This window comes from Nonomuraea cypriaca (assembly GCF_015645445.1).
GTDB lineage: Bacteria > Actinomycetota > Actinomycetes > Streptosporangiales > Streptosporangiaceae > Nonomuraea > Nonomuraea cypriaca.
This window is the reverse complement of record NZ_JADOGI010000164.1, coordinates 1-23,807: the sequence shown is the minus strand read 5'-3', so window position 1 is coordinate 23,807 and position 23,807 is coordinate 1. Positions and strand designations below refer to the sequence as shown.

Below are 23,807 nucleotides of genomic sequence, written 5' to 3'. Positions count from 1 at the left end.
GGAGGGCGGCCGTAGCGGGCGGTCCAGGCGGTGTAGGCCGGGCTGCGGGCGGCCACGGCGGCTTGGGCCGTGCGGGCGTTCTCGAGGAGGGCAGGCGCGTGCCCGGCGAACGACGAGCGCCAGATGAGCACCTGCCGCATCCACAAGGGATTCCCGCGCAGCGGCAGCACTGCCAGTGGATGCGCGGCGGGGTGACGGGGCCGGTCACGGTGCGGGCCGGCGCCTCGCTGGTGGCCACCGGCGGCCGGATCACCGGCACGCTGTCGGCGTCGGGACCGGCCGCCGTGCACCTGCTCGGCACCGGCGTCCACGGCGCGCTCAGCGTCAGTAACGCGAAGGAGCTGACCGTCGTGGGCGCCCACCTGCGCGGCGCCGCGCTGCTGACAGGAAACACGGCGCCGATCCTGTCCGGCACCACCGTCAAGGGCGGCCTCGCCTGCAGTGGGAACACGCCCGCGCCTGTGGACCTCGGCGTCCAGAACACCATCACGGGCGCGGGACGGTGCGCCGAGCTAGCCGCCGGCCCCAAGGGACGCGCTTACGAGGCGGTTCAGCACACCGTCGAGTGAGGCCGTGGCGGAGGTGCGGATCCTGGCGTACTCGTTCTCCGGGTACTGCCGGGGTCCGGCCTCCACCAGCAGGATCAGGTAGAGGTAGGCCCGGTAGAGGTCGATCCGGGTGCGCGCGGACGGGGTCAGCTCCAGCGGCGTCACCTCGCGGTAGCCCAGCAGCAGCGGGTCGTCCTCGCGCAGCTCGCCGAAGATCGTCGGCGTCACGAACTCGGCGAGCGGGTCGCCCCAGAACGCCCGTTCGTGGTCGATGATGGCCTGGATCCGCGGCGGGCCGCTCAGGTCGAGGAAGACGTTGCCGTTCCACACGTCGAAGTGCACCAGCCGCGGCGTCGTCACCTCGTCGAGCACCGGCGACGCGTCCTCGATCACGACCATGATCTCCTCGACCGGCCGCGGCAGCGCCGTCGGGTAGCGCTCGGTGTCGCCGAGCAGCGCCGCCACCATCGCCAGGAACGCCTCCCGCCACGTGGCGCCGACGATCCCGGCGTGCGGGTAGCCGAACACCTCGCCGGTCACCGCGTTGAACCTGGCCAGATGGCGGCCCAGCTCCCTGCGCAGCGCGTCCTCGCCCGCCGGCTTGACGTCGTTCCATGACACGCCGTCCAGCGCCATCAGCATCAGGTAGTCGCCGCCGAGCACCGGGTCGTCGAAGCCGGCGTGCAGGATGCCGGCCACCGGGACGCCCGCTCCCAGCGCCAGCTCGATGACGGCGGCCTCCATGCGCAGCAGGTTGCGCTCGTAGGAGAGTTGGTCGAGGTCGGGCGGCGGCGACAACTTGAGCACCACCTCCCGCCCGTCGTCGAGCCCGAGCCGCCAGACGGCGTTGGCGTAGCCGTCGGTGAGCTCGGTCGACGTCGTCACGCCCGCGCCGAGCGCGCGCCTGGCCAGGGCGTCGAGCTCGGCGGGTGATAAGCGGCGCTTGGTTCTGCTGTCCACGGGACCCCTTTCCGGGGAATCAGGCGCGGTCCTCTCCGCGCGGGGGAGCCGGCCTTGGTCAGGCCGACTCCCTGCGCACCAGATGGGTGTCGAGTATCACCACGGGCTGGCGCAGCACCTCGCCGTTGATGCGGGCCACGAGCAGCTGCGCCATCTGGCGGCCCATGGCCTCGGTCGGCTGGTGCACGGTGGTCAGCGGCGGGTCGGCGTGCAGCGCGGCCTTGGAGTCGTCGAACCCGATCACGGCCACGTCACCGGGGATCGCCCGGCCCGTGGTCTTGAGTACGCGCATCGCGCCCAGGGCCATCGGGTCGGACGCGGCGAAGACCGCGTCGAGATCGGGATGCCGCTCCAGCAGGTCGGTCATCGCGCTGGCGCCGCTCTGCTCGGAGAAGTCGCCGTAGGCCACCAGTTCGTGCAGGCCGGACAGGAGCAGGGCGTCGCGGTAGCCGGAGAGCCGGTCGACGCCCACGCCCATGTCCTGAGGGCCGGCGATCGTGGCGATCGCGCGGCGGCCGAGACCGAGCAGGTGCTTGACCGCCTGCCGGGCCCCGGCCCTGTTGTCCATGTCCACGTAGCTGTAGGGGTCGAGGCCCACGGGCCGGCCGCCGAGCACGGTCGGCACGCCCATCTCCTCCAGCCGGCCCGGCAGCGGGTCGGCGCCGTGCAGCGACAGCAGCAGCACGCCGTCGACGTGCTGGCCCGTCAGGTAGTGCTCGAGTCGCTCGTGCTCCTCCGGTGAGCGCGCCATCGCCAGGATGAGCTGCAGACCGGTCTCCGCGAGCGCCGAGCCGATGCCGCGGATCGTGCCCGCGAAGTAGGGCTCGTCGAAGACCCGGAACTGCGACTCGGACACCACCAATGCCACCGTGTCCGTGCGGCGCGTCACGAGCGCGCGCGCCGCACGGTTGGGCACGTAGCCCAGCTCGCGGATGGCCACCTCCACGGCCTCGCGGGCCTTGGCGCTGACGTTCGGCGAGCCGTTGATGACTCTCGACACCGTGCCCCGGCCTACGCCGGCCCGGGCAGCGACTGCCTCAAGAGTCGGTCGGTTCATGGCGCCTATTCTGCCGGATGATCTCCGAGTACCAGAGCGCGCTGTCCTTGAGCAGCCGCTCCTGGGTCTCGAAGTCCACATGGACCAGGCCGAAACGCTTGCCGTAGCCCCAGGCCCACTCGAAGTTGTCCATCAACGACCAGGCGAAATAGCCCTCCAGGGGCACTCCGGAGTCGATGGCCTCCTTGCAGGCGCCGAGGTGCGCCTCCACGTACGCCTGCCGCTCCCGGTCGTGCACCCGGCCGTCCACGAGCACGTCGTCGAACGCGGCGCCGTTCTCGGAGACCACCATCGCGATCGGCGGATAGTCCCTGGCCACCCTGGTGAGGATCTCCACCAGGCCGCTCTCGTCGATCTCCCAGCCCATCGCGGTGACGGGACGGCCGCCGTTGACGAACGACACCTGCTCGCTGCCGACCCACGGCGAGGCCGAGTCCGTGGGGGCCGCCGCCGCCGACGCCCTGCCGCCCGGTGCTCCCGAGACGGTGAAGCGGCTGTAGTAGTTGACGAGCAGCACGTCGATGGGGGCGCTGATGATCTTCATGTCGCCCGGCTCGATGAAGTCGATCTCCACGGGCAGGTCGGCGAGCACGTCCTCCGGATAGGTCCCGAGCAGCAGCGCGTCCAGGAAGAACCGGTTCTGCAGCCCGTCGATGCGCCGTGCCGCGTCCAGGTCCGCCACGCTGTCGGTGGCGGGGTCGACCGCGTACAGGTTGACGCAGCCGCCGACCCGCCGCGCGGCCATCGCCTGCACGGCCAGCCCGTGCGCCAGGTTGAGATGGTGCGCGCCCCTGATCGCGTTCTGCGGCTCGCGCCTGCCGGGCGCGTGCTCGCCCGAGGCGTAGCCGAGGAACGCGGCGCACCATGGCTCGTTGACGGTGCTGAACGTGTGTACGTGGTCCTTCAGCGCCTCGTGCACGGCGGCGGCGTACTCGGCGAAGCGGTACGCCGTGTCGCGGTTGGGCCAGCCTCCCTGGTCCTCCAGCTCCTGGGGCAGGTCCCAGTGGTAGAGGGTGAGCCAGGGGTCGATGCCGTTCCGCAGCAGCTCGTCGGTGAGCTTCTTGTAGAAGTCCAGGCCCTTGGCGTTGATCCGGCCGGAACCCGACGGCTGGACGCGGGGCCAGGAGACGGAGAAGCGGTAGGCCGACAGGCCCAGGTCCGCCATGATCCGGACGTCGTCCCTGAACCGGTGGTAGTGATCGATGGCCACGTCCGCGTGGTGCGCGTTGAGAATGCGGCCCGGCGTCTTGGTGAAGGTGTCCCAGATCGAGGCACCGCGCCCGTCTTCGGTGACGGCTCCTTCGATCTGGTACGCCGAGGTCGCCGCGCCCCACGCGAATCCGGCGGGGAAGCGCAGCCCGGCACGTGTCTGTTCCTCTTGTGTCGTCACGCCTTGACCGCACCTTCCATGAGACCGCCGACGATCTGCCGGCCGAATACGATGAACACCGCGATGAGCGGAATGATGGACAACGCCGTGCCCGCGAAGATCAACGTGTAGTTCGTCGAGAACCTCGCGTTGAGCTGGGTGATCGCGATCTGCACGGTCGGGTTGTCCGGGGTGAGCACGATCAGCGGCCACATGAAGTCGTTCCACATGAGCATGAACGTGTTGATGCCGAGCACCGCCATGCCGGGACGCACCGCGGGCAGCACGACGTTCCACCAGATGCGCAGCGTGGCGGCGCCGTCCACCCGGGCGGCCTCGACCAGCTCCATCGGCACGGACTGCCGGGTGTACTGCGTCATCAGGAACACGCCGAACCCGTTGAGCAGGTACGGCAGGATGACCGCCGTGAGCGTGCCCGTCCACTCCAGGTTCACCATGAGCCGGTAGAGCGGCACCACGCCCATCTGCTGCAACGGCACCGCCATCGTCAGCAGCACGAGCACCAGCAGCAGGTTGCGGCCCTTGAAGTTCAGGTTGGCGAAGGAGAACCCGGCCAGCGTCGAGATGACGACCACGGAGACGGTGACGATGCTCGCCACGATGAACGAGTTCGTCAGGCCGAGCAGGAAGTGGGCGTCCTCGTTGTTGAGCACCGCGACGATGTTCTCGCCGAGGTTGCCCCCAGGCAGGAACGCCGGCGGCACCGAGACCGCGTCGGCGTTGGTGCGCGAGGCGATGACCAGCATCCAGTACAGCGGGAACGCCGACACCACGATGGCCAGGCCCAGCATGACCCGGGTCATCACGGTCGGCGACCAGTTCGTCATTTCGTGCCCCCGATCCTGCGTACGAACAGGAAGTTGATGGCCGCTCCGATGAGGATCAGCAGGAAGAGCAGCCAGGCGGCCGCGGCGGCGTAGCCGTAGTCGAACTCGCGGAAGCCCTGCTTGACGATGAACATGGCCACCGTCTGGAACTGTCCCTGCGACCCGCCGTCGACGTTGCCGTTGTAGAACGTGGTCGGCTCGGAGAACAGCGTCAGGCCGCCGATCGTGGAGTTGAGCACCACGAAGATCATGGTCGGGCGCAGCATCGGCAGCGTGATCTGCCAGAACTGCCTGCGCCGGGAGGCGCCGTCGATCGACGCGGCCTCGTACAGGTCGCGGGGGATCGTCTGCATGCCGGCCAGGAAGATGATCGCGTTGTAGCCGGTCCAGCGCCAGTCGACCATGGTGGCGATGGCGATCCACGACGGGATGCGCTCCGCCCGCCAGTTCGTGCTGTCGACGCCGAACCAGCTCAGGATCCAGTTGACCAGGCCCCAGTCCCTGGCGTACAGCTGCGTGAACACCACCGCGACCGCGACCACCGAGGTGACCAGCGGCAGCAGCACGCTCATCCGGATCGCCAGGCGGAACTTGAAGCGCTTGTTGAGCGCGTTGGCCAGGAACAGCGCCAGCAGCAACTGCGGGACGGTGGCGAGGAGGAACATGGCCACCGTGTTGGTCACGGCGTTCCAGAAGTCCTCGTCGGCCAGCAGCGCGGCGTAGTTGCCCAGCCCGGCCCACTCGGTGGTCCCGGCCAGGTCGTAGTCGTAGAGCGAGTAGTAGAGCGTGAAGGCCAGCGGGAACAACCCGAAGGCGGCGAACAGGAGGAAGTACGGGGACACCAAGGCGTACGGCATCGCCTTGACGTCCATTCTGGAACGCCAGCGGCGGCCGGGCGGGCGGGCGCGGTGGTTGCTCCGCACCGCCCGCGGAAGGGTGTCGAGGCTCATCACAGACCTTTCAGCGGCAACGAGCCCGGCCCGCCGCCGGCGGGCCGGGCGAGGACGATCAGCCCGCGGCCTTCACCGCGTCGTCGACCAGTTGCTGCCAGGCCTTGTCGTAGGGGACGGAGCCGTCGTCCATGCCCTGGATGACGGATTCGACGGCGTTCTTGACCTGCGCGTGCTTCACGCCCAGGAAGACCGGCTGGAGGCTCGCCGCGGACTTGGCGAAGATCTCGCCGATCGGGGCGTTGTTGAAGAACTCGTTCTTGGCGCCCTGCACGGTGGGCTCCGCCTGAGCCTTCGTGTTGCTCGGCATGTTGCCGAAGTCGGTGAAGACGCTCGCCTGGGTCTGCGCCTGCGTCAGGTAGTCGGCGACCATGGCCGCTTCCTTCGGGTGCTTGGTCTGCTTCGGCACGGCCAGCCAGGAGCCGCCCCAGTTGCCGCCGCCGCCCGGCACCGCGGCCACGTCCCACTTGCCGCTGCCGCCGTCGCCGGCGTTGCCGCTCACCACGCCGAGCATCCACGACGGGCAGCCGACCGTGGCGAACGAGCCCTTCTGGGTGCCCGCCGCCCACTCGTCGGTGAAGTTGCGCAGCTTGGCGGTCAGGCCCGACTGGCTCATCTTCGAGGCGAAGTCGAACGCCGTCTTCACCGCCGGGTTCTTGTCGACGATGAGGTTGTTGCTCTGGTCGAAGTAGGAGACGTTGGCGTTCTTGGCCGCCTCCTGGTAGAGCACCACCTGATAGAGCGTGTTGGTGCCGTCGGTGAACTTGGTGTCCTTCACCTTTTCCTGGAACTTCTGCCCGACCTCCATGAACTCGTCCCACGTCGGCCACAACGCGCTGACCTCGTCACGCTCGGACGGCAGCCCGGCCTTTTCGAACAGGTCCTTGCGGTAGCAGAGGCTCATGCCGCCGATGTCGGTGCCCAGGCCGAAGATCTTGCCGTCGGCCGTGACGCCGTTCTCCCACTTCCAGGCGGGGAAGTCGGCCTTGCGGGACTCCAGGCCGTACTCCTTCAGGTCGGCCCACCACTCGGAGCGCGCCTTGGCCAGGCCCATGCCGCCCTCGTCGATGCCGACCACGTCACCGGCGCCGTTCCCGGCCTGCAACCACTGGATCATCTGCGGCCAGTACTGCTGCTCGAACTGGTCGGTGAGGTTCTCGTGCTTGATCTGGATGTCCTTGTGCTCGGCGTTCCACTTGGTGATGGCGTTCTCATAGCCGAAGTTGGCGCCGCCGCCGAAGGTCTGCACCCGGATCGTGACCGGCCCGGCCGCCGAGGAGGCGGGAGCGCTGGACTCCGAGGTGCTGCCGGAACCGCAGGCTGAGACGGCCAGCGCCGCGGCGGCCAGGGCCGAGGCCGCGGCGATACCGCCACGACGCTTCCTGATCATCATGGTGGACCCCTTCTCGGGTTTGGATGTTGGGGGAGTGCACCGCGACATGCGCCCGGCCGCGGTGTTGTTTGGGAGCGCTCCCACAAAGGGTGCACTTATGGGGTCTGCACGTCAATCCCGCGAAACGCAACCGTTACCTGTGGTGCGGTTTACCACTGTGAAACGGGATTTTTCGTGCTATACCTCTCAAAGACCTGATTGGGAGCGCTCCCATCACAGAGACATCTTTTGTGTCGCATCAAGGGCATGTCACCCGCACTCCGACCCGCGCGGCGAGGTCAGCAGGCGGCAGCGCGTTCCTCCAGGAGAGCGCGCTCGCGGGCGTTGCGGGTCATCGCCGCCGCCCGCTCGAACTCGGCGCGCGCCTCCTCCCGGCGGCCAAGCTTGAACAGCAGGTCGCCGCGCACGCTGGGCAGCAGGTGGTAGTCCTTGAGCGCGGGCTCGTCCACGATCTGGTCGAGGAGCCCCAGGCCCACCGCCGGGCCGTACGCCATGGACAGGGCCACCGCCCGGTTGAGCTCGACGACGGGGGAGCGGGACATCTTGGCCAACTCCTCGTACAGGGCGGAGATGCGTACCCAGTCGGTGTCCCCCGGGTCGAGCGCGCGGGCGTGGCAGGCGGCGATGGCGGCCTGCAGGGTGTACGGGCCGGGCGGGCCGCCGAACTCCTCGGCGCGGTCGAGCGCGGCCAGCCCGCGGCCGATGAGCAGGCGGTCCCAGCGCGCCCGGTTCTGCTCCAGCAGCAGGATCGGCTCGCCGGACGGGCCGACGCGGGCGGCGGAGCGGGATGCCTGGATCTCCATGAGCGCGACGAGCCCGTGCACCTCGGGCGTCCTGGGCATCAGGCCGGCCAGCACCCGGCCGAGCCGGAGCGCGTCCTCGCACAGCGCGGGCCGCATCCAGTCGTCGCCGGCGGTCGCCGAGTAGCCCTCGTTGAAGATCAGGTAGACGACCTCGAGCACGGCCGCCAGCCGGCCCGTCAGCTCGGCGCCCTGCGGGACCTCGAACGGGATCCCCTTGGCGGCCAGCGTCCGCTTGGCGCGTACGATGCGCTGCGCCACGGTGGACTCCGGCACCAGGAACGCCCTGGCGATCTCGTCGGTGCTCAGGCCGCCGAGCACCCGGAGGGTCAGCGCCACCCGCGCCTCCATCGACAGCGCGGGGTGGCAGGCGGTGAACACCAGGCGCAGCAGGTCGTCCTCGATCTCGTCGACCTCGGGCGGCTCGTCCTCGTGCTCCAGGCGGTGACCGAGCTCGACCAGGTTGCGCTGGAAGCGCTCGTTCCTGCGGATCATGTCGATGGCACGGCGCTTGGCCACGGTCATCAGCCAGGCGCCCGGGTTGCGCGGCACTCCGGACTCGGGCCACTGCTCCAGGGCGGCGACCAGGGCGTCCTGCGCCAGCTCCTCCGCGAGCCCGACGTCGCGGACCAGCCTGGCGAGCCCGGCGATGAGCCGGGCCGCCTCGATCCGCCATACCGCCTCGATCGCGCGCTGCGTGTCGGAAGCCATCACCGGCTCATAAGAACAGCACGCCCACCGGGACCGCAACCCGCGTGTTCAGGAGGCCGGGCCGCGCTCAGGTGTCAGGAGTCCGGCTGATCGCCGAGGAGACGCTCGCGCAGCGCCTCCTCCCGCGCCCGCTCCTCCGCCGGCATCGCGTCGTGGGGCACGTCCGCGGCGTCGAACACCCGGTACACGTCCAGGCCGATGCCGTCGTGCCCCGGCGGCACGGGGACGCGCAGCGCCCACTCGATGGCCTCTTCTCGCGACTTCACCTGGATCAGCCAGAACCCGGCGATGAGCTCCTTGGCCTCGGCGAACGGCCCGTCGATCACCGTGGACCTGCCGCCGCTGTAGGCGATCTGCGCGCCCTGGGAGGTGGGGTAGAGCCCTTCGCCTGCCAGCAGCACGCCGGCCTTGGCCAGCGACTCGTTGTAGGCGTGCATGTTGTCGACGAGCTCCTGGCTGGGCAGCACCCCGGCCTCGGTCTCCGCGGTGCCCTTGCCGACGATCATGAACTTCATCGCGGTCTCCCTTTTCGTGTGTGCCGCTCTCGTCAACGCGTCGAACGACCCCGCGGCGGATCGACACGTCCGCCGGCATTTCTTCAGGGAAGACCCGGGCGGCGATTTCGTCCCAGACCGTAGCCGAGTCCGGTCTGGGACGGCTACCCCGAATCGGGGGGAGGCAGGCCGCGCGCTCCTTGTCGCCCGGCGCGCGGCCCTTGGGAGACCGTCAGGAGACGGTCAGGAAGAACGCGACGTCACTCGGCCTTCCGAAGGCGTTCACGCTGTGAACCGCGATGGTGGTGTACTCGTGATGGCGCATCCCGCACGTCTCCGACTTGAATTCGACGGACAGCGAGCGGGCGGCCGGGTAGGAGCCAAGCAGAGTGGCGTTGACCGCCACCGAGTCTTCGAGGTTGACGTTCTCGCCGAGCACCACGCAGTAGTCGCCGGTGTCCGCGCGCCAGCTGCGCAGGACGTTCTTGGCCCGCAGCAGCGAGCCGTCCGCCCCGACCACGGCGGAGGCCTGCGCGTACGGCGTGTCCGCCTGGGCGGTGGCCGGGGTCAGGACGGCGGCGGCGGCCACCGCGAGCGCGGCGAGGCGCTTCATGCATTTCATGGACGTGTTTCCTTTCGAGGCCGGTCAGGCGATGGTGAGGTCGAAGGCGCCGTCGGCGAAGCGCCCCGTGCTGGTGTTGAAGACGTGGACGGCGAGCGTGTTGCTGTCGTTGCAGGTGGCCGACGGGTACCTGAAGGCGATGTACGGCAGGCGCAGTCCCTGGCGCGGGGTGAGCTGGATCACGGCTTCCCGGATGTCGACGTTGTCGGCGACTCGGATGCAGTACTTGCCGACGGCGACCCGCCTGGAGGACTTGACGTTCTTGTATTCGTTCAGGTCGCCGTCCGCGTCGATGATGGCCGCGGCTCGCGCGTACGGCGCGTAGATGTCGGCGTGCGCGGCGGTGCCGGATGACAGGGCGAGACCGGTCGCGGCCAGCATGAGCCCGCCCGCCAAGGTACGACGAAGCATAAGAGTCCCCCTTTGGTTACACACGGAAGTGATTCGTAGCCGAAAGTAAGTGGCCGAGGCCGGTAACGCCAAGAACCACCCCGCGTCGCGTCGCTCAAGGAATATTGACTGCCTGGCAGTGAACCCGTGACCGGGTGGGCAGCGCGGAAATCGGGCTGGAAATGGGCGCAGAAAACGGCGCGGAATCCACGCCGTGACGGAGGCCTTGGGGGTGTTTGACCATGGCCGATCGGAACACGATGGTTGTGCCATGCATGCGCGAGAGACGATCGAGGTCGACGGGCTGCGCGCGAGCTATCTGACGGCGGGTGCGCGGGAGCCGGTGGTGCTGTTGCTGCACGGCACGTACTGGAGCCGGGTCTGGCAGCCGGTGCTCGGCGATCTGGCCCCGGCGGGGTTGCGGCCGGTCGCGGTCGACCTGCCGGGGCTGGGGCGGTCGGAGGGGGAGGTGACGACGGCGACGGCCGCCGTTCCCGCGCTGGCGGCGTGGGTGGCCAGGTTCGCGGCGGCGATCGGCACGGTTTCCGAGGGCGGGAACGCGACGAGCGCGTCACCTCGCCGGAGGTGACGCGCTCGTTCGGTGGTGCGACAGGTCAGGAGGCGTACTGCGGGTAGCCGTAGCCGACGACCTGCGACGTCGGCCGGGTACGCTGTTCGACCTCGCCGTTGCCGGTGTTGCCCTCGATCGTCGAGATGGTGCCGTTGTGGTTGTCCTTCACGACGAACCCGACGTGCTGGATGTCCTTGAGGGCCTTGCCGCCGTTCCAGGAGAAGAAGACGACGGAACCGGGCTTGGCCTCGGTGCCGAAGCGGTCGTTGGCCTTGAACCACTTGGCGTGGGCGACGGTGTAGGCGTCCCAGCCGACCTGCGGGCGGGCGCCGGTCTTCTCGCCGACCCAGGACACGAACATCGCGCACCAGGCGGCGTTCAGGTAGTCGGCGCGGCTGCCGCCGTCACGGGCGACGGTCTCGGCGGCGCGCTGCGACTGGGCGTACCACTGCTGGTACGGCGTGCCGCCGCCGGCGGCGTTCTCGGACGTGCCGATCTGCTTCTTGGCGAACGCGAGCACCTGTTTGGCCGTGACGTTGACCTTGGCCTCGTCGGTGGTCTTCGTGGATTCGTCAGTGTGTGCGAGCTTGTGCGCGATGGGGACCGGTTGCTTGGTCTCGGCGTCGGCCGTGGCCTGGAGGCCGAGGGCGGAGCCCAGGACTGCCGCACCGAGGACGGCGTGAGCGACGAACTTCGGGGCAGCGGTAAGACGGAATTTGGCCATCGAGGGGGTTTACTCCTTGCTTCCATACCGCTTACCGGGTTAGCTGACGGGTTCGGACGTGGAAGCTGCCCTACGGCACCGAAGTGCCGATTCACCCCAAAGGACATGGGTCCCCGGTTCCGCCGGGAGGCGGATTCAGCGGTCACAGGACGATCCTGTGATGTTGTGCGATGGTCGGACATCGCCGGACAAACCGGACGTATGCCGCTTAATGCCCCATAAGGTAATGCATGAGGCAAGAGATTACAACTCTATAAACGCCCAGTCAGGCGAGCTGACTGCGGGCATCGGCCAGAAGCCCCAGCATGGCAAGGGATTCGTCAAGGGGCATGATCGAGGATTCGGTCCTGCCCTCGGCCGTGGCGGCGCGGACTTCGCGGAGCTCACCGGCGTATCCGTTGTCCGCCGGATCGAGCACGTGCTCCTCCGGCTCCATCGAGGGCCCGGTGAGGACGATCCGCTGCGGCGCCCAGAACGGCGCCTGGATGTCCGCCCGCATTTGAGTACCTACAACACGGGCATCGTTCGGGTAATTCCCCCGCAATGAGGTTTCCACCAGGGCCTTCCTACCGCCGGGGTAGAGCAAAACCCCGCCCGCCTCCGCGTCCACCCCGTTGGGGGCCAGGGATCCCGTGACCCGCAGGCCCGTCGGCATTCCGAGGAGCAACTGGGCCAGGCCGAACGGGTAGATCCCCAGGTCGAGCAGCGCCCCGCCGCCCAGCTCAGGCGCCCACAGCCGGTGCGCGGGGTCGTAGGGCGAGGTGAAGCCGAAGGAGGCCTGCACCGACCGGATGTCGCCGAAGCGCGGATCGGCGGCCACCTTCTGGATGAGGGGGTTGAACCTCATCCACATGGCCTCCATCAGGAACACGCCTGCCTCACGTGCCAGGCGTACCATCTTCTCCGCGTCGTCCACGGTGGCGGCCAGCGGCTTCTCGCACAACACCGCCTTGCCCGCGGCGATCGCCGCCTCGGCCACCTGCAGGTGCTGAGCGTGCGGCGTGGCCACGTAGACGGCGTCCACCGCCGGGTCGGCGCACAGCCGCTCATAGGAGTCGTACGCCGACTCCGCGCCGAGATCCGAGGCCAGGGCCCGCGCCCTGGCCAGGCTCCGCGAGCCGACGGCGGCCACCCGCATCCCCGGCTCGGCCACGATGGCCGCCCCCACGGTACGCGCGATGCCGCCGGTCGCCGCTATTCCCCACGCAAAGTCTCGCACGCGGGAGATCGTAGACGTATCAGGTCAAGTTGAACGTGTCGGGGTCGGCTCCCAGCCGCTGGCCCCTGTTCAGCGCGCCGATGGCCGCCATGTCCTCGGTATCGAGGATGAAGTCGAACACGTCGATGTTCTCGGCGATCCGTGACGGCGTCACGGACTTCGGGATGACCACGTTGCCCAGTTGCAGGTGCCAGCGCAGCACGATCTGGGCGGGCGTCTTGCAGTACTTGCTCGACAGCACGGCCAGCGCGGGGTCGCTCAGCAGCCCCTTGCCCTGGCCGAGCGGGCCCCACGCCTCGGTCAGGATGCCGTTGGCCTCGTGGAAGGCCCGCAGCTCCCGCTGCTGGAAGTAGGGGTGCAGCTCGACCTGGTTGATGCAGGGGATGATGTCGGTCTCCTCCATCAGCCGGGTCAGGGCCGGGATGGTGAAGTTGGACGTGCCGATGGCCTTCGCCCGCCCGTCACGGTAGATCTTCTCCATCGCCCGCCACGCCTGCACGTACCTGTCCTGCTTCGGCACCGGCCAGTGGATGAGGAAAAGATCTACGTAGTCGAGGCCCAGCCTGGCCAGGGACTCGTCGAAGGCCTCCTCCGCGCGGGTGTGGTCGGCGTTCCACAGCTTGGTGGTGACGAACAGCTTGTGGCGAGGCCGCTCGGCGGCGCGCACGGCACGCCCCACGCCCTCTTCGTTGCCGTAGGCGGCCGCCGTGTCGACGTGGCGGTAACCGGCCCGCAGGGCGGTCGCCACGAGCTGCTCGGTCTCGCCGGCGGGCACCTGAAAGACGCCGAACCCGAGCTGCGGGATCTGCACGCCGTCGGTATTGAGCATGAGCGAGTTCATAGTCTCCATTGTTCACGTCGCGTTTCTGACGGCTTAAGGCGGTGGGGCTAGCTTGAAGCGGTCGTGAACGGGCCATCACCCGGCTGGGAGGGCAACGAGTGGTCGAACAGGCGTCGGCCTGGGTGGAGTCCCCGCTCCAGATGCTGTGCGCCGTCGAGGCCCACCATGCCGGGCTACTCGGGGCCGCGACGGTCGTCGTACCGCGTGCGGGCCTGCGGCCGCTCAAGGCCACCCGCAAGGAGCTGGGGCGGCTTGGGCTGCCCGACGGGCTGGTCGTGGCGGAGCCGCGCGGGCGCATGCCGAGACGTGTGCAGGCCGTCGGCGACGCCTTCTCCGGCAAGGTGCAGGTGCGCTGGCTTGTCTCCAGCCCCGGCCACATCGTCATCGTCGACGACGGGCTGGCCACGATCAGGCTGCTGGAGCTGCTCGCGGCGGGCCCGTACCGGCCGCTGCTGCGCGCCCGCGCGCATCCGGGGAGGTTGCGCGCCGCGCTCGGTCTGGCGGCCGCGGTGCGGCTGCGGATGAGCAAAGTCTCCGTCTTCACCGCGCTGACCGTGAGCGAGGAGCTCGAAGCGGCCGTCCGCCGCGCGGGCGTCGACCTCGTACGCCACGACTTCGCCTGGTTGCGCGCCCAGCCGCCGAGCGCCGAGGGGCCTGTGGAGCGCACGGTCGTCCTCGGCACCTCGCTGGTCCGCAACGGGCTCGTACACCGGGAGCGTTACCTGCGCTGGCTGACCGACCTCGCCGCGCGGGAGCCGCTCGCCTACTACCCGCACCGCCGGGAGGATCCCGTGGACGTGGCGCTGATCCGGGAACGCCCCGGCATCACCGTGCACGACGCGGGCGCCCCCGCCGAGCTGACGCTGCGCGGCCTGGACCCGGGCCAGCGCGTGCTCAGTCTCCCCTCGACCGCGATCACCTCGCTGCGGGTGCTGCTCAGCCCGCGCGGTGTCGCCGTCGAGCCCGTGGACGTTCCCGATGACTGGTGGACCAGCAGGGCCGAACCCGCCCTGCGCTCGCATCTGACTGGAGTGTCCGGTTGAAAGTGTTGGCGGTCGCCGACTCAGACTCGTACCTGAAATGGGCGGCGTGCCTGCTCGCCGACCTGCCGGAGGGTTGCGCGACGGAGCTGGTCGTGGTGCGTACACCCATCGCGCCCTCGCCCGAGCAGATCGCCGCGGCCGTCGGCGGGCGGGAGTCGCCGCCGGTGCTTTCGGCGCGTTCCGTGCGGCGGGTGGCCGAGCGCACCCGGCCGGACGTGATCCTGGTGGCCTGCACGGGCCCGGTGGTGGACGTGCTGGTGGCCGAGGTGTTCGCGGGGCTGCGGCCGCGGCCGGTGTTCGCCAGCGGCCTGCCGGGCATCTCGGTGCCGGCCACGGAGAAGGCGTGGTTGTTCCGCAGCGGGTGCGACCTGTTCGTGGTGCACAGCGAACGGGAGGTGACGGAGTTCTCGGAGATCGCCGACCGGCTCGGCGGGGGAGGGGCGGTGGGCCTGGCCCGGCTGCCGTTCCTGCGGTCCAAGGCCGTGTCGCGGGGCGGGAACCGCGTCGTGTTCGCCACCCAGGCCAAGGTGCCGCGCCGGAGGGAGGAGCGCGAGCTGATCCTGTCGTCGCTGGCCGAGCTGGCCGCGCGGCGGCCCGATCTCGACGTGGTGGTCAAGCTGCGGGCGCTGGAGGACGAGCGCCAGACGCACAAGGAGCGTTACCACTACCAGCGGTTGTGGCGGGAGATGGGGGAGCCTGGCCGGCTGGCGTTCGAGGCCGGGTCGATGCACGACCAGCTCACGCGGGCGGCCGGGTTCGTCACGGTCAGCTCGACGGCGGCGCTGGAGGCGATCGCGCTGGACGTGCCTTCGCTGGTGCTGAACGACTTCGGCGTGAGCGCCGAGATGATCAATCTGGTGTTCGAGGACAGCGACCTGCTGGGCACGCTCGCCGACCTGGCCGCGGGTGACTTCCGCCCGGCGTCGGCGCAGTGGTGCGCGGCCAACTACTTCCACCCGGTGGAGCGCAACGACTGGGCGGGGCTGCTGGCCGGGCTGGCGATCGCCCGGCCGAGGGTGCCCGCCAAGTCGCTGCTGGACGGGCCCGAGCACGTGGCCGCGCGGCGCAGGGCCAGGCTGCGCGTCGAGGTGCCGCCCACGATGCTGCGGGCGGGCTACCGCGCCAAGCGGCGGATGCGCCGCTATCTCAGATCGCTGACCTGATCTTCTTGCGGATCCTGGACAGGGTGCCGGGCTTCCCCGCGGGTTCGTCGGCGAGGCCCAGCATCTCCAGGCGCCTGCGCTTGAAGTAGCGCCGGTCGAACGCGACGCTCGCAGGCCGCAGGTCCGGATAGGTGTCGGCCTGCATGCAGTAGCCGACCGAGCGCACCAGCTCGGGCAGGTCGAGGGTGGGCGGCGGCTCGATCCGCCCGTCCGCCGACAGCCTGGGCAGCAGCGCGTCCACGATGGTGACCGGGATCCTGTTGCTGTTCTCGTACGGGGTCAGCCGTTCGAGCACCATCTCCGTGCCGTACGAGGCCACCGGCAGCCCGAAATACCGCCGGGCCGTCACCAGCCCGGTCGAGAAGCAGCCCACGACCAGCTCGGGCCGCATGACCGCGAAGCACACCTCGGCGGGCACGCTCTCCCCTGCCACCGCCAGGCGCACGCCGAGCGGCTCGGCCGCGGCCCGCAGTAACTGGGCGTGCCGGCGTCCGGCGGCCGGGTGCGGCTTGAACACGACCGTGGTGCAGCCGCGGGCGGCCAGCGCTTCGAGCATCGTCGCGTGCAGCGCCGCCTCCTCCTCCGGGGTGACGATGTCCAGCGCCGAGAGGTACTGGCCGAGGATGATCGCCTGCCCGCTCGGCAGGCCGGACGCGGTGGCGGCGACCTCGTCCACGACCGAGCGGAAGCGCTCATCGGGCAGGATCGCGGGGGTGACGTCGTACTCGCTGAGGAGCAGCGGCCGCAGTCCCGGCACCAGGTCGAGGTGGAGCAGCCGCTCGATGCGGCGGAAGATCTCGGCAGGCAGCGGGTCGCGGGTCGGGCCGTAGCTCATCAGCCCGTCGGAGTAGACCGAGATCGGGCAGTCGCGCACCAGCCCGGCGATCGTCCGCGCCGGCGGCACCGCGATCGACTCCAGCACCAGCTCCTCGACCCCGTCCAGGTCCCAGTGGGAGCGGATGAGGCGCTCCATCATCGGCACCTCGATGACGCGCGCCCGCCAGTCGGAGGGGTGCAGCGGCGCGATCAGCTCGTTCCATGAGCGCACCTCGTCGAAGCGGGAGCGCAGCGCGGCGAAGCCGGACGCCTGGTCCAGCGGCGTCGAGACCTCGGGGATGGCCGCGTTGTTCGACACCACGAGGACGCGGCGGCCGTCGCCGAACCGGCCGTCGTCGATGGCGGCGGCCAGTGACATCGCCCCGAACAGCGTCGAGGCGTAGAACACCTTCACCTAGCTCTCCTCCCGATCGCGGCGGACCCGTGTACGCGGGCCGTCTGGCAGGTCGGGCACGAGGGCCCGCAGCGCGGCCTCACGCTCGACGGACATCCGAGCCACCGCGCCGGCCACCAGGTCCGCGGGCAGCGCGCGCACCATCTGCGCGCCGCGCTCCTCGAAGCGGGCCCGCAGCGCGGGCGTGAGGCGGTCGCCGATCTCCAGGTGGTGGGCGAGCAGCGCGCAGAAGTTCCGCACCGCCTTGGGCACGAACTCCGGCTCCAGCTCCTTGAACACCAGGTCGAAGGCGTCGAAGAAGTGCAGCTGGCGCTCGTCGCCGACCTGCGTCAGCGAGCCGGACACCATGCGACGGTAGAACACCCCGGCCAGCGAGACCACCGCGAACGTGGCGGCCTCCCTGTGCAGCCGCCAGATCCACGGCCGGTCCTCGGCGGTGTGCAGGGAGCCGGGGAAGAGCAGCAGGTCGCGCAGGGAGCGCCGGTAGATCCCCGCCCAGGCGTACGGGTAGTCGACCATGGTCCGCACGTCCGCGGGCAGGATCGCGTCCCTGGGGTCGAGCACCACGCCCCGCCGCGTCAGCGGGGCCCGGTGCACGACCCGTTTACGCCCCTCCACCTGGACGTGGTCCGCCCGTACGAAGTCGCAGCCGAGCCCGTCGATCGCCGCGACGAGCCGCTCCAGGTAACCGGGGGCGAGCCAGTCGTCACCGTCCATGAAGGTCACGTACCGGCCGGAAGCCGCCGCCAGGCCTGTGTTGCGCGCGTCCGCCAGCCCCACCGGAGCGGGGTTGCGGATCACGCTCAGCCCGGGCAGATCGGGGACGAAGTCCTCGATGACGGCGCCGGTGGCGTCCACGGACCCGTCGTCCACGACGATGAACTCGAAGTCGTGCCGGGCGTTGCGGCACAGCGAGCTGAGCGCGTCGGCGACGAAGCGCTCGCCGTCCCGCACCGGCACGACGACCGAGAGCGTGATCAAGATGTGTTTCTCCTGGTGGGGAACGGTCAGACGGTCACCCGGCGGAGGCGGGCCTTGGGCGCCTCCTCGCCGGGGAAGACGCGCTTGACGCCGTCGCCCATGGCCTGCTCGATGATGCGGATGTCGCGTACCAGGTGCTCCAGGCCGGACGGCTCCAGCGAGGCGGCGTGGTCGGAGCCCCACATGGTCCGGTCCAGGGTGATGTGCCGCTCCACGCAGACCGCGCCCAGCGTGACGGCGGCCAGCGAGATCTGCAGGCCGCGCTCGTGCCCGGAGTAGCCGACGGGCACGCCGTACCGCTCCTTGAGCGTGGTGATGGTGCGCAGGTTCGCCTCTTCAGGCGGCAGCGGGTACGTGGACGTCGCGTGCATCATGATCAGCTTGCCGGTGCCGATGATCTCGACCGCCTGGTCGATCTCCGAGAGCGTGGACATGCCCGTCGACAGAATGATCGGCTTGCCGGTGGCCGCCAGGGCGCGCAGCAGCTCGTGGTCGGCGATGCCGGCCGAGGCCACCTTGTGCACCAGGACGTCCATCTCCTCCAGGAACTCCACGGAGGGCACGTCCCACGGCGAGGCGAACCAGTGCAGGCCACGCTCGTCGCAGTATTTCGCGATCTGCCGGTACTCGTCGCGGCCGAACTCGGTCCGCTCCTTGTACTCCAGGTACGTCATCTCGCCCCACGGCGTCTGCCTGATCTGCCCCTTCTGCTCCTCGGGCACGCAGATCGCCGGCGTCCGCTTCTGGAACTTGACCGCCTGGCACCCCGCGTCGGCGGCCACGTCGATGAGGCGGCGGGCGATGTCCAGGTCGCCGTTGTGGTTGATGCCGATCTCGCCGATCATGTAGACCGGCTCGCCGTCGCCGACCAGCAGGTCGCCGATCGCCACCGGCCCGAGCCTGGGCCGGGTGCGCACCTCGGCGGCCGGCGGCTCGGGGCGCGCGGCCACCACGCGGTCGCACAGCTCGCGTACGGCGCCCGACCCGCCGGGCCTGGTCAGCACCACGCGGGCGGCGGCGCGCACGCGCGGGTGGGCGTCGGGCGTGGCGACGGGCCAGCCCACCTCGCCCATCGGGCCCAGGTCGTTGACGTCGTTGCCGACGTAGGCCACGCGGGCGGGGTCCAGGCCCTCGATCTTCAGCCAGTCGCGCAGCACGGTCCGCTTCTCGGCCAGTCCCTGCAGCACCGGCACGCCCAGCTTGCGGGCGCGGGCGGCCACGACGGGGTTGTGCTCGGTGGACATGACCAGCACCTTCACCCCGGAGCGCCGCAGCAGCGACACGCCCATCCCGTCGGAGCGGCTGACCAGCACCATCTCGCGGCCGTCGGAGTCGACGTAGGCGCGGTCGTCGGTGTGCACGCCGTCGAAGTCGGTGATGACCGCGTCCACGTCGATCGGCTCGGGCGCGTCGACGAACGGGGCGAGCGCGCGGACCAGGTCCAGGTCCTCGGGGTTGTCGATCTCGATGGCGTGCTGCGGCGGCACCGGCTGCACGGCGACCTCGCCGAAGAAGCGGTGGCCGTGCTCGCGCAGGCCGGAGGCGCGCATGACGTAGAAGGCGCCGTTCTCGCGGAACTGCGGCTCGCGGTCCTGCCTGCGCGGCCGGACGGCCGGGTCGTGGTTGATGCCGCCGCCGGTCGCGGTCCACAGGAACTCGTGCGTGGGCAGCCCGGACACGACCGAGTCGGCCTCGCCGTCGAGCACCTTGCGCACGGCCGCGGACAGGTCCGCGGGGTCGATGAACGCGCTCGTGCACTGCACGAGCACCACCACCTCGGGGTCCGCGCCGAGCGCGTCGAGCGCGTGCAGCACCGCCGACTCGCTGGAGGCGGTCGCGCCGCTCAGCTCCTCGGGCCGGTCCACCACGAGCGCCCCCGCCTGCCTGGCGGTCTCGGCGATCCCCGCGTGGTCGGTGCTCACCACGACCTGATCGACCAGCTCGGCCCGCAGACAGGCCCGCACCGCGCGGGTGACCAGCGGGACGCCCCCGACCAGGGCGAGGTTCTTCAGGGGTACGCCCGCCGAACCTCCGCGGGCGGGAACTACGGCCAGGACTCGCAAGGTGTGTCTCCTCAATGCATCGGATTGCACCCAGAAGCTAGAGGGCCGGATTGAACGGCCAGCATCACCGTCATTAACTTTCCATGGGGATCCGGTAGAGCAACTCTGGCCGGCCCACGCCGCCGTACTGCGGGATGCGGATCGCCACCCCCAGCTCCACCAGATATTCCAGGTAGCGGCGTGCCGTCACGCGGGACACTCCGATAGCGTCGGCCACGGCCTGCGCGGGCATGCCCCCTGGGCTCTCCCGCAGCCGTGCCGCGACGGTGTCGAGCGTGGCCCTGGCCATGCCTTTGGGCAGCTCCGAGGTGCCCCTGAGGGTCCCCAGGACCCGGTCCACGTCGCCCTGCCCGACGGCGAGCCCCGCCTCCTCGTTGAATCGGGCGTAACGGGTCAGCTTCTCCGCGAGTGTCGCGTAGGTGAACGGCTTGAGCAGGTATTGGGAGATGCCGAGCGAGACCGCCGAGCGGACCATGGCCAGGTCGCGGGCGGAGGTGACGGCGATGACGTCGCACATGAGGCCGGCGGCGCGCACGGCCCTGCACACCTCCAGCCCGTGCATGTCCGGCAGGTACAGGTCGAGCAGGATGAGGTCCACCGGCCGCTTGCGCAGGAACCGCAGCGCGTCCCCACCGGATCTGACCACCCCGGCCACCTCGAAGCCGGGCACCCGCTCCACGTAGATCCGGTTGGCCTCGGCGGTGATCTCCTCGTCCTCGACCACCAGCACGGAGATCATCCGGTCCGGGTCCAGCGTCTGGCTCATCGCGCCGGCTCGGGAGCCGGGACAGGGAGCCGGACGGTGAACACCGACCCGGCCACGTCGATCGACCCGCCCAGCCGGCGCACCGCCTGCCCCACGAGCGCCAGCCCGAGGCCGTGCCCGTCGCCCTTGGTCGTCCAGCCCTTCGCGAACGCCGCCCGGTCCGTCAGCCCCGGTCCGTCGTCGGCCACTCTGATCACGACACCCGCCTCGTCCGCGCTGAGGTGCACCTCCACCCGGCCGGCCGCGTCGATGGCGTTGTCGAGCAGGTTGCCGACGATCGTGACCAGCTCGCGCGTGTCCAGGCCGGGGTCGTCCAGCTCGCTGTCCTCGCTGATCACCAGCTCGACGCCGCGTTCGGCCGCCGCCGCGCTCTTGCCGAGCAGCAGGGCGGCGAGCACCGGCTCGCGTACCGCGCCGACCACGCGGTCGGTCAGCTCCTGCGCGGCCCGCAGCTCCGCCGTGCCGAGCGCGACGGCCTGCTCCGTGCGGCCCAGCTCCACCAGCGTGATCACCGTGTGCAGCCGGTTGGCGGCCTCGTGCGCGGCCGAGCGCAGCGACTCGGCGAAGCCGCGCTCGGCGTCGAGCTGTCCGGTGAGGGCCTGCAGCTCGGTGTGGTCGCGCACGGTCACGACCGTGCCGAGTCTGCTGGTGGCGCTGTTGACGGCCAGGACGCGGTCGCCGGCCAGGTGGACGCGCTCCTCGTCTGCGTCGAGCAGCCCGTCCTCCCACGGCCCGAGACCCAGCTCGGACACGTGCCGGCCCTCGGCGTCGGCGGGCAACCCGAGCAGCAGCCTGGCGGCGTCGTTGCACAACGTCAGCGTGCCGTCCCGGCCCACCAGCAGCAGGCCCTCCCTGACGGCGTGCAGGACCGCGTCGTGGTGGTCGTGGATGCGGCCCAGCTCCACGGGGCCGAGCCCGTGCGTCTGGCGGCGCAGGCGTACGGTGACCAGCCACGTTCCTGCGGCGCCCAGGGACAGGCCGAGCAGCGCTACCAGGGCGCCCCAGGCGAACTGGTCCCGCAGCCTGGCGCTGATCCGATCGATCGTGATGCCCGCGCTGACCAGCGCCCGTACCCGCCCGTCCGACATGACGGGGGTGACCGCCCGCTTCGAGGGGCCGAGCGTGCCGGTGTAGGTCTCCGTGAACGTCTCGCCCGTCAGCGCCCGCCCGGTGTGACCGAGGAAGCGGCGCCCGATCTCGGTGGGATGGGGATGGGTGTAGCGGGTGCCGTCAGGCCGCATGATCGTGATGAAGTCGACGCCGGTGGCCCTGCGTACGCGCTCGGCGTACGGCTGCAGCCGCGCGGTCGGATCGGGCTCGTCCAGGGCGGCCAGCACGTCGGGCGAGGCCGCCACGCTCATCGCGACCGCGCTCGCGGTGCCGCCCGCCTCGTCGGTGAGCAGCTCGTGGGCCTGCACGAGCGCCAGCACCGCGCCGCCCGTCACCGTGACGGCGACGACGAGCAGTTGCAGGAACAACATCTGCCCCGCCAGGGTCCAACGCCCCATCAGCAACCTTCCTGTGAACGAAACTTACGCAATGGTGACCTGGGTCACTGTGAAGCGCATAGTCACACGACCACAAGTTCTGACAAAGGTGCTGGAGAAACCCCCTATGCGTGATCGCACCCGCTATCTCTATCTGGCCGTCATCGTGGCGGTCGTGCTCGGGATCCTGGTCGGCTTCGTCTGGCCGGACCTGGGCACGGAGCTCAAGCCGCTCGGCACCGGATTCGTCGCGCTCATCCAGATGGTGATCGGCCCGATCATCTTCTGCACGATCGTGCTGGGCGTCGGCTCGGTCGCCCAGGCCGCCAAGGTCGGCAAGGTCGGCGGGCTGGCGCTCGGCTATTTCGTCGTCATGTCCACGGTAGCCCTGTTCATCGGCCTGCTGGTCGGCAACCTCATCGATCCGGGAACGGGGCTGCACATCACCGACACCGCCCGGCAGGCCGCCGAGGCGGAGGCGGCCAAGGGCGCCGAGAGCGGCACGGTCGACTTCCTGCTCGGCATCATCCCCGAGACGCTGGTGTCGGCGCTCACCTCGGGCTCGGTGCTGCAGGCCCTGCTCGTCGCGCTGCTGGCCGGGTTCGCGCTGCAGGCCATGGGCGCCAAGGGCGCGCCGATCCTGAGGGGCGTGGAGCACCTCCAGCGGCTGGTGTTCCGCATCCTCGCCATGATCATGTGGGCCGCGCCGGTGGGCGCGTTCGGGGCGATGGCGGCGGTCGTGGGCGCCACCGGGATCGAGGCGCTCAAGAGCCTGGCCATCATCATGGTCGCCTTCTACGTGACCTGCTTGCTGTTCGTCGGCGTCGTGCTCGGCCCGATGCTGTGGCTGATCGCCAGGGTCAACCTGTGGTCGCTGCTGCGCTACCTGGGCCGCGAGTTCCTGCTGATCCTGTCGACCTCGTCGTCCGAGACGGCCCTGCCCAGGCTCATCGCCAAGATGGAGCACCTGGGCGTGAGCAGGGCCGTGGCCGGCATCACGGTGCCGACCGGCTACTCCTTCAACCTCGACGGCACCGCGATCTACCTGACCATGGCCACGCTGTTCATCGCCACGGCCACCGGGTCGCCGCTGGAGATCGGGGAGCAGATCGCGCTGCTGCTGTTCATGATGATCGCCTCCAAGGGCGCGGCGGGCGTCACGGGCGCCGGCCTCGCCACGCTGGCCGGTGGGCTGCAGTCGCACCGGCCCGAGCTGGTCGACGGCGTCGGCCTCATCGTGGGCATCGACCGGTTCATGTCCGAGGCCAGAGCGCTGACGAACTTCGCGGGTAACGCCGTGGCCGCCGTCCTCGTCGGCACCTGGACCGGGGAGTTCGACCGGGAGCGGGCCGGGCAGGTGCTGGCCGGGCAGGCGCCGTTCGACGAGGCCACGCTGCTGGACGAGGACGAGCGGCGGGGGACGGACGCCGGCCGCGAGATGACGTCCGTCTAGTACTACATAGCTAGATCTGTAGGACCTGTAGGCGCAGGTGCCGCTTGAAGTGGTGCCTGCGTGCTCGAGCTTGGTGGCTGCGACGCTGCTCGGACCAGTAAAGTCCCAGCTCAACAGCGTGAT

General features: G+C 70.3%; 23 protein-coding genes and 1 riboswitch. Of the genes, 5 read left to right on the top strand and 18 right to left on the bottom strand.

What is annotated here, in order from left to right; translation table 11 throughout:
- Nucleotides 1–179: 179 nt before the first annotated feature.
- Nucleotides 180–569: a hypothetical protein gene (locus ITP53_RS38685; protein WP_195900432.1), complete on the top strand. Its 390-nt coding sequence runs from the start codon at nt 180–182 to the stop codon at nt 567–569.
- Here the strand turns inward: ITP53_RS38685 and ITP53_RS38680 are convergent.
- The 10 genes from ITP53_RS38680 to ITP53_RS38635 form a co-directional block, all read right to left on the bottom strand.
- Nucleotides 513–1,508, bottom strand: a complete 996-nt coding sequence (locus tag ITP53_RS38680) for a phosphotransferase family protein (RefSeq protein ID WP_195900431.1) — start codon at nt 1,506–1,508, stop codon at nt 513–515. The two genes, ITP53_RS38685 and ITP53_RS38680, sit on opposite strands and share 57 nt — an antisense overlap.
- 58 nt (nt 1,509–1,566) lie before the next feature.
- Entirely contained in the window at nt 1,567–2,565 is a 999-nt protein-coding gene (locus ITP53_RS38675; protein ID WP_195900430.1) for a LacI family DNA-binding transcriptional regulator, read from the bottom strand.
- Nucleotides 2,546–3,955 carry a GH1 family beta-glucosidase gene (locus ITP53_RS38670; protein ID WP_195900429.1) on the bottom strand — a complete coding sequence of 470 codons (1,410 nt, stop codon included), beginning with the start codon at nt 3,953–3,955 and terminating at the stop codon, nt 2,546–2,548. Before ITP53_RS38670 ends, ITP53_RS38675 begins: the two co-directional genes overlap by 20 nt.
- Nucleotides 3,952–4,782, bottom strand: a complete 831-nt coding sequence (locus tag ITP53_RS38665; RefSeq protein ID WP_195900428.1) for a carbohydrate ABC transporter permease — start codon at nt 4,780–4,782, stop codon at nt 3,952–3,954. The genes ITP53_RS38670 and ITP53_RS38665 overlap by 4 nt, the downstream gene beginning before the upstream one ends.
- On the bottom strand, nt 4,779–5,732 hold the full coding sequence (locus ITP53_RS38660) for a carbohydrate ABC transporter permease (protein WP_195900427.1): 954 nt from the start codon (nt 5,730–5,732) through the stop codon (nt 4,779–4,781). Before ITP53_RS38660 ends, ITP53_RS38665 begins: the two co-directional genes overlap by 4 nt.
- Before the next feature lie 58 nt (nt 5,733–5,790).
- A complete protein-coding gene (locus ITP53_RS38655) occupies nt 5,791–7,125 on the bottom strand; it encodes an ABC transporter substrate-binding protein (RefSeq protein WP_195900426.1) in 1,335 nt (444 codons plus the stop codon).
- Between the two features lie 278 nt (nt 7,126–7,403).
- A complete protein-coding gene (locus ITP53_RS38650; RefSeq protein ID WP_195900425.1) occupies nt 7,404–8,636 on the bottom strand; it encodes an RNA polymerase sigma factor in 1,233 nt (410 codons plus the stop codon).
- A gap of 74 nt (nt 8,637–8,710) precedes the next feature.
- Complete coding sequence (locus ITP53_RS38645) at nt 8,711–9,151, bottom strand: YciI family protein (RefSeq protein WP_195900424.1); 441 nt, start codon at nt 9,149–9,151, stop codon at nt 8,711–8,713.
- A 211-nt stretch (nt 9,152–9,362) separates the two neighbouring features.
- Nucleotides 9,363–9,752: a hypothetical protein gene (locus ITP53_RS38640; RefSeq protein ID WP_195900423.1), complete on the bottom strand. Its 390-nt coding sequence runs from the start codon at nt 9,750–9,752 to the stop codon at nt 9,363–9,365.
- A gap of 24 nt (nt 9,753–9,776) precedes the next feature.
- Nucleotides 9,777–10,163, bottom strand: coding sequence for a hypothetical protein (locus tag ITP53_RS38635; RefSeq protein ID WP_195900422.1), 387 nt, complete (start codon nt 10,161–10,163; stop codon nt 9,777–9,779).
- A 250-nt stretch (nt 10,164–10,413) separates the two neighbouring features.
- On the opposite strand from ITP53_RS38635, the gene ITP53_RS38630 reads away from it, so the two are divergent.
- Nucleotides 10,414–10,731 carry an alpha/beta fold hydrolase gene (locus ITP53_RS38630; RefSeq protein ID WP_195900421.1) on the top strand — a complete coding sequence of 106 codons (318 nt, stop codon included), beginning with the start codon at nt 10,414–10,416 and terminating at the stop codon, nt 10,729–10,731.
- Between the two features lie 25 nt (nt 10,732–10,756).
- Here ITP53_RS38630 and ITP53_RS38625 read toward each other — a convergent pair whose 3' ends face one another.
- From ITP53_RS38625 to ITP53_RS38615, 3 genes are all read right to left on the bottom strand, one after another.
- Nucleotides 10,757–11,437 carry a C40 family peptidase gene (locus ITP53_RS38625; protein ID WP_195900420.1) on the bottom strand — a complete coding sequence of 227 codons (681 nt, stop codon included), beginning with the start codon at nt 11,435–11,437 and terminating at the stop codon, nt 10,757–10,759.
- A 13-nt stretch (nt 11,438–11,450) separates the two neighbouring features.
- Nucleotides 11,451–11,588: riboswitch (cyclic di-AMP (ydaO/yuaA leader) on the bottom strand.
- 114 nt (nt 11,589–11,702) lie between these two features.
- A complete protein-coding gene (locus ITP53_RS38620) occupies nt 11,703–12,656 on the bottom strand; it encodes a Gfo/Idh/MocA family protein (protein ID WP_195900419.1) in 954 nt (317 codons plus the stop codon).
- A 19-nt stretch (nt 12,657–12,675) separates the two neighbouring features.
- On the bottom strand, nt 12,676–13,497 hold the full coding sequence (locus tag ITP53_RS38615) for an aldo/keto reductase (protein ID WP_207757040.1): 822 nt from the start codon (nt 13,495–13,497) through the stop codon (nt 12,676–12,678).
- 98 nt (nt 13,498–13,595) lie between these two features.
- Between ITP53_RS38615 and ITP53_RS38610 the strand changes: the two genes are divergently transcribed.
- Together ITP53_RS38610 and ITP53_RS38605 are read left to right on the top strand one after the other, a co-directional pair.
- On the top strand, nt 13,596–14,540 hold the full coding sequence (locus ITP53_RS38610; RefSeq protein WP_195900417.1) for a hypothetical protein: 945 nt from the start codon (nt 13,596–13,598) through the stop codon (nt 14,538–14,540).
- 2 nt (nt 14,541–14,542) lie between these two features.
- Nucleotides 14,543–15,703 (top strand): DUF6716 putative glycosyltransferase, encoded by a 1,161-nt coding sequence (locus ITP53_RS38605; RefSeq protein WP_328817157.1) that lies wholly within the window; start codon nt 14,543–14,545, stop codon nt 15,701–15,703.
- Here ITP53_RS38605 and ITP53_RS38600 read toward each other — a convergent pair.
- The 5 genes from ITP53_RS38600 to ITP53_RS38580 all read right to left on the bottom strand — a co-directional run bounded on the left by ITP53_RS38600 (nt 15,687) and on the right by ITP53_RS38580 (nt 22,252).
- A complete protein-coding gene (locus tag ITP53_RS38600) occupies nt 15,687–16,934 on the bottom strand; it encodes an alpha-2,8-polysialyltransferase family protein (protein ID WP_195900415.1) in 1,248 nt (415 codons plus the stop codon). The genes ITP53_RS38605 and ITP53_RS38600 overlap by 17 nt on opposite strands.
- Entirely contained in the window at nt 16,935–17,915 is a 981-nt protein-coding gene (locus ITP53_RS38595; protein ID WP_195900414.1) for a glycosyltransferase family 2 protein, read from the bottom strand.
- Nucleotides 17,916–17,941: 26 nt separating this feature from the next.
- Nucleotides 17,942–19,978 (bottom strand): N-acetylneuraminate synthase family protein, encoded by a 2,037-nt coding sequence (locus tag ITP53_RS38590; RefSeq protein ID WP_195900413.1) that lies wholly within the window; start codon nt 19,976–19,978, stop codon nt 17,942–17,944.
- Nucleotides 19,979–20,051: 73 nt separating this feature from the next.
- Nucleotides 20,052–20,744, bottom strand: coding sequence for a response regulator (locus tag ITP53_RS38585; RefSeq protein ID WP_236051618.1), 693 nt, complete (start codon nt 20,742–20,744; stop codon nt 20,052–20,054).
- On the bottom strand, nt 20,741–22,252 hold the full coding sequence (locus tag ITP53_RS38580) for a sensor histidine kinase (RefSeq protein ID WP_195900412.1): 1,512 nt from the start codon (nt 22,250–22,252) through the stop codon (nt 20,741–20,743). The genes ITP53_RS38585 and ITP53_RS38580 overlap by 4 nt, the downstream gene beginning before the upstream one ends.
- 106 nt (nt 22,253–22,358) lie before the next feature.
- Here ITP53_RS38580 and ITP53_RS38575 point away from each other — a divergent pair, with 106 nt between their 5' ends.
- Entirely contained in the window at nt 22,359–23,684 is a 1,326-nt protein-coding gene (locus tag ITP53_RS38575; RefSeq protein WP_195900411.1) for a cation:dicarboxylate symporter family transporter, read from the top strand.
- The last annotated feature ends 123 nt before the right edge of the window (nt 23,685–23,807 follow it).

Bases quoted from the DNA above. Each gene is read 5' to 3' on its own strand.
- ITP53_RS38630 (WP_195900421.1), top strand. From the start codon at position 10,414: ATGCATGCGCGAGAGACGATCGAGGTCGACGGGCTGCGCGCGAGCTAT.
- ITP53_RS38685 (WP_195900432.1), top strand. From the start codon at position 180: ATGCGCGGCGGGGTGACGGGGCCGGTCACGGTGCGGGCCGGCGCCTCG.
- ITP53_RS38655 (WP_195900426.1), bottom strand. From the start codon at position 7,125: ATGATGATCAGGAAGCGTCGTGGCGGTATCGCCGCGGCCTCGGCCCTG.
- ITP53_RS38580 (WP_195900412.1), bottom strand. From the start codon at position 22,252: ATGGGGCGTTGGACCCTGGCGGGGCAGATGTTGTTCCTGCAACTGCTC.
- ITP53_RS38575 (WP_195900411.1), top strand. From the start codon at position 22,359: ATGCGTGATCGCACCCGCTATCTCTATCTGGCCGTCATCGTGGCGGTC.
- ITP53_RS38675 (WP_195900430.1), bottom strand. From the start codon at position 2,565: ATGAACCGACCGACTCTTGAGGCAGTCGCTGCCCGGGCCGGCGTAGGC.
- ITP53_RS38660 (WP_195900427.1), bottom strand. From the start codon at position 5,732: ATGAGCCTCGACACCCTTCCGCGGGCGGTGCGGAGCAACCACCGCGCC.
- ITP53_RS38625 (WP_195900420.1), bottom strand. From the start codon at position 11,437: ATGGCCAAATTCCGTCTTACCGCTGCCCCGAAGTTCGTCGCTCACGCC.
- ITP53_RS38635 (WP_195900422.1), bottom strand. From the start codon at position 10,163: ATGCTTCGTCGTACCTTGGCGGGCGGGCTCATGCTGGCCGCGACCGGT.
- ITP53_RS38615 (WP_207757040.1), bottom strand. From the start codon at position 13,497: ATGAACTCGCTCATGCTCAATACCGACGGCGTGCAGATCCCGCAGCTC.
- ITP53_RS38650 (WP_195900425.1), bottom strand. From the start codon at position 8,636: ATGGCTTCCGACACGCAGCGCGCGATCGAGGCGGTATGGCGGATCGAG.
- ITP53_RS38645 (WP_195900424.1), bottom strand. From the start codon at position 9,151: ATGAAGTTCATGATCGTCGGCAAGGGCACCGCGGAGACCGAGGCCGGG.
- ITP53_RS38585 (WP_236051618.1), bottom strand. From the start codon at position 20,744: ATGAGCCAGACGCTGGACCCGGACCGGATGATCTCCGTGCTGGTGGTC.
- ITP53_RS38665 (WP_195900428.1), bottom strand. From the start codon at position 4,782: ATGACGAACTGGTCGCCGACCGTGATGACCCGGGTCATGCTGGGCCTG.
- ITP53_RS38640 (WP_195900423.1), bottom strand. From the start codon at position 9,752: ATGAAATGCATGAAGCGCCTCGCCGCGCTCGCGGTGGCCGCCGCCGCC.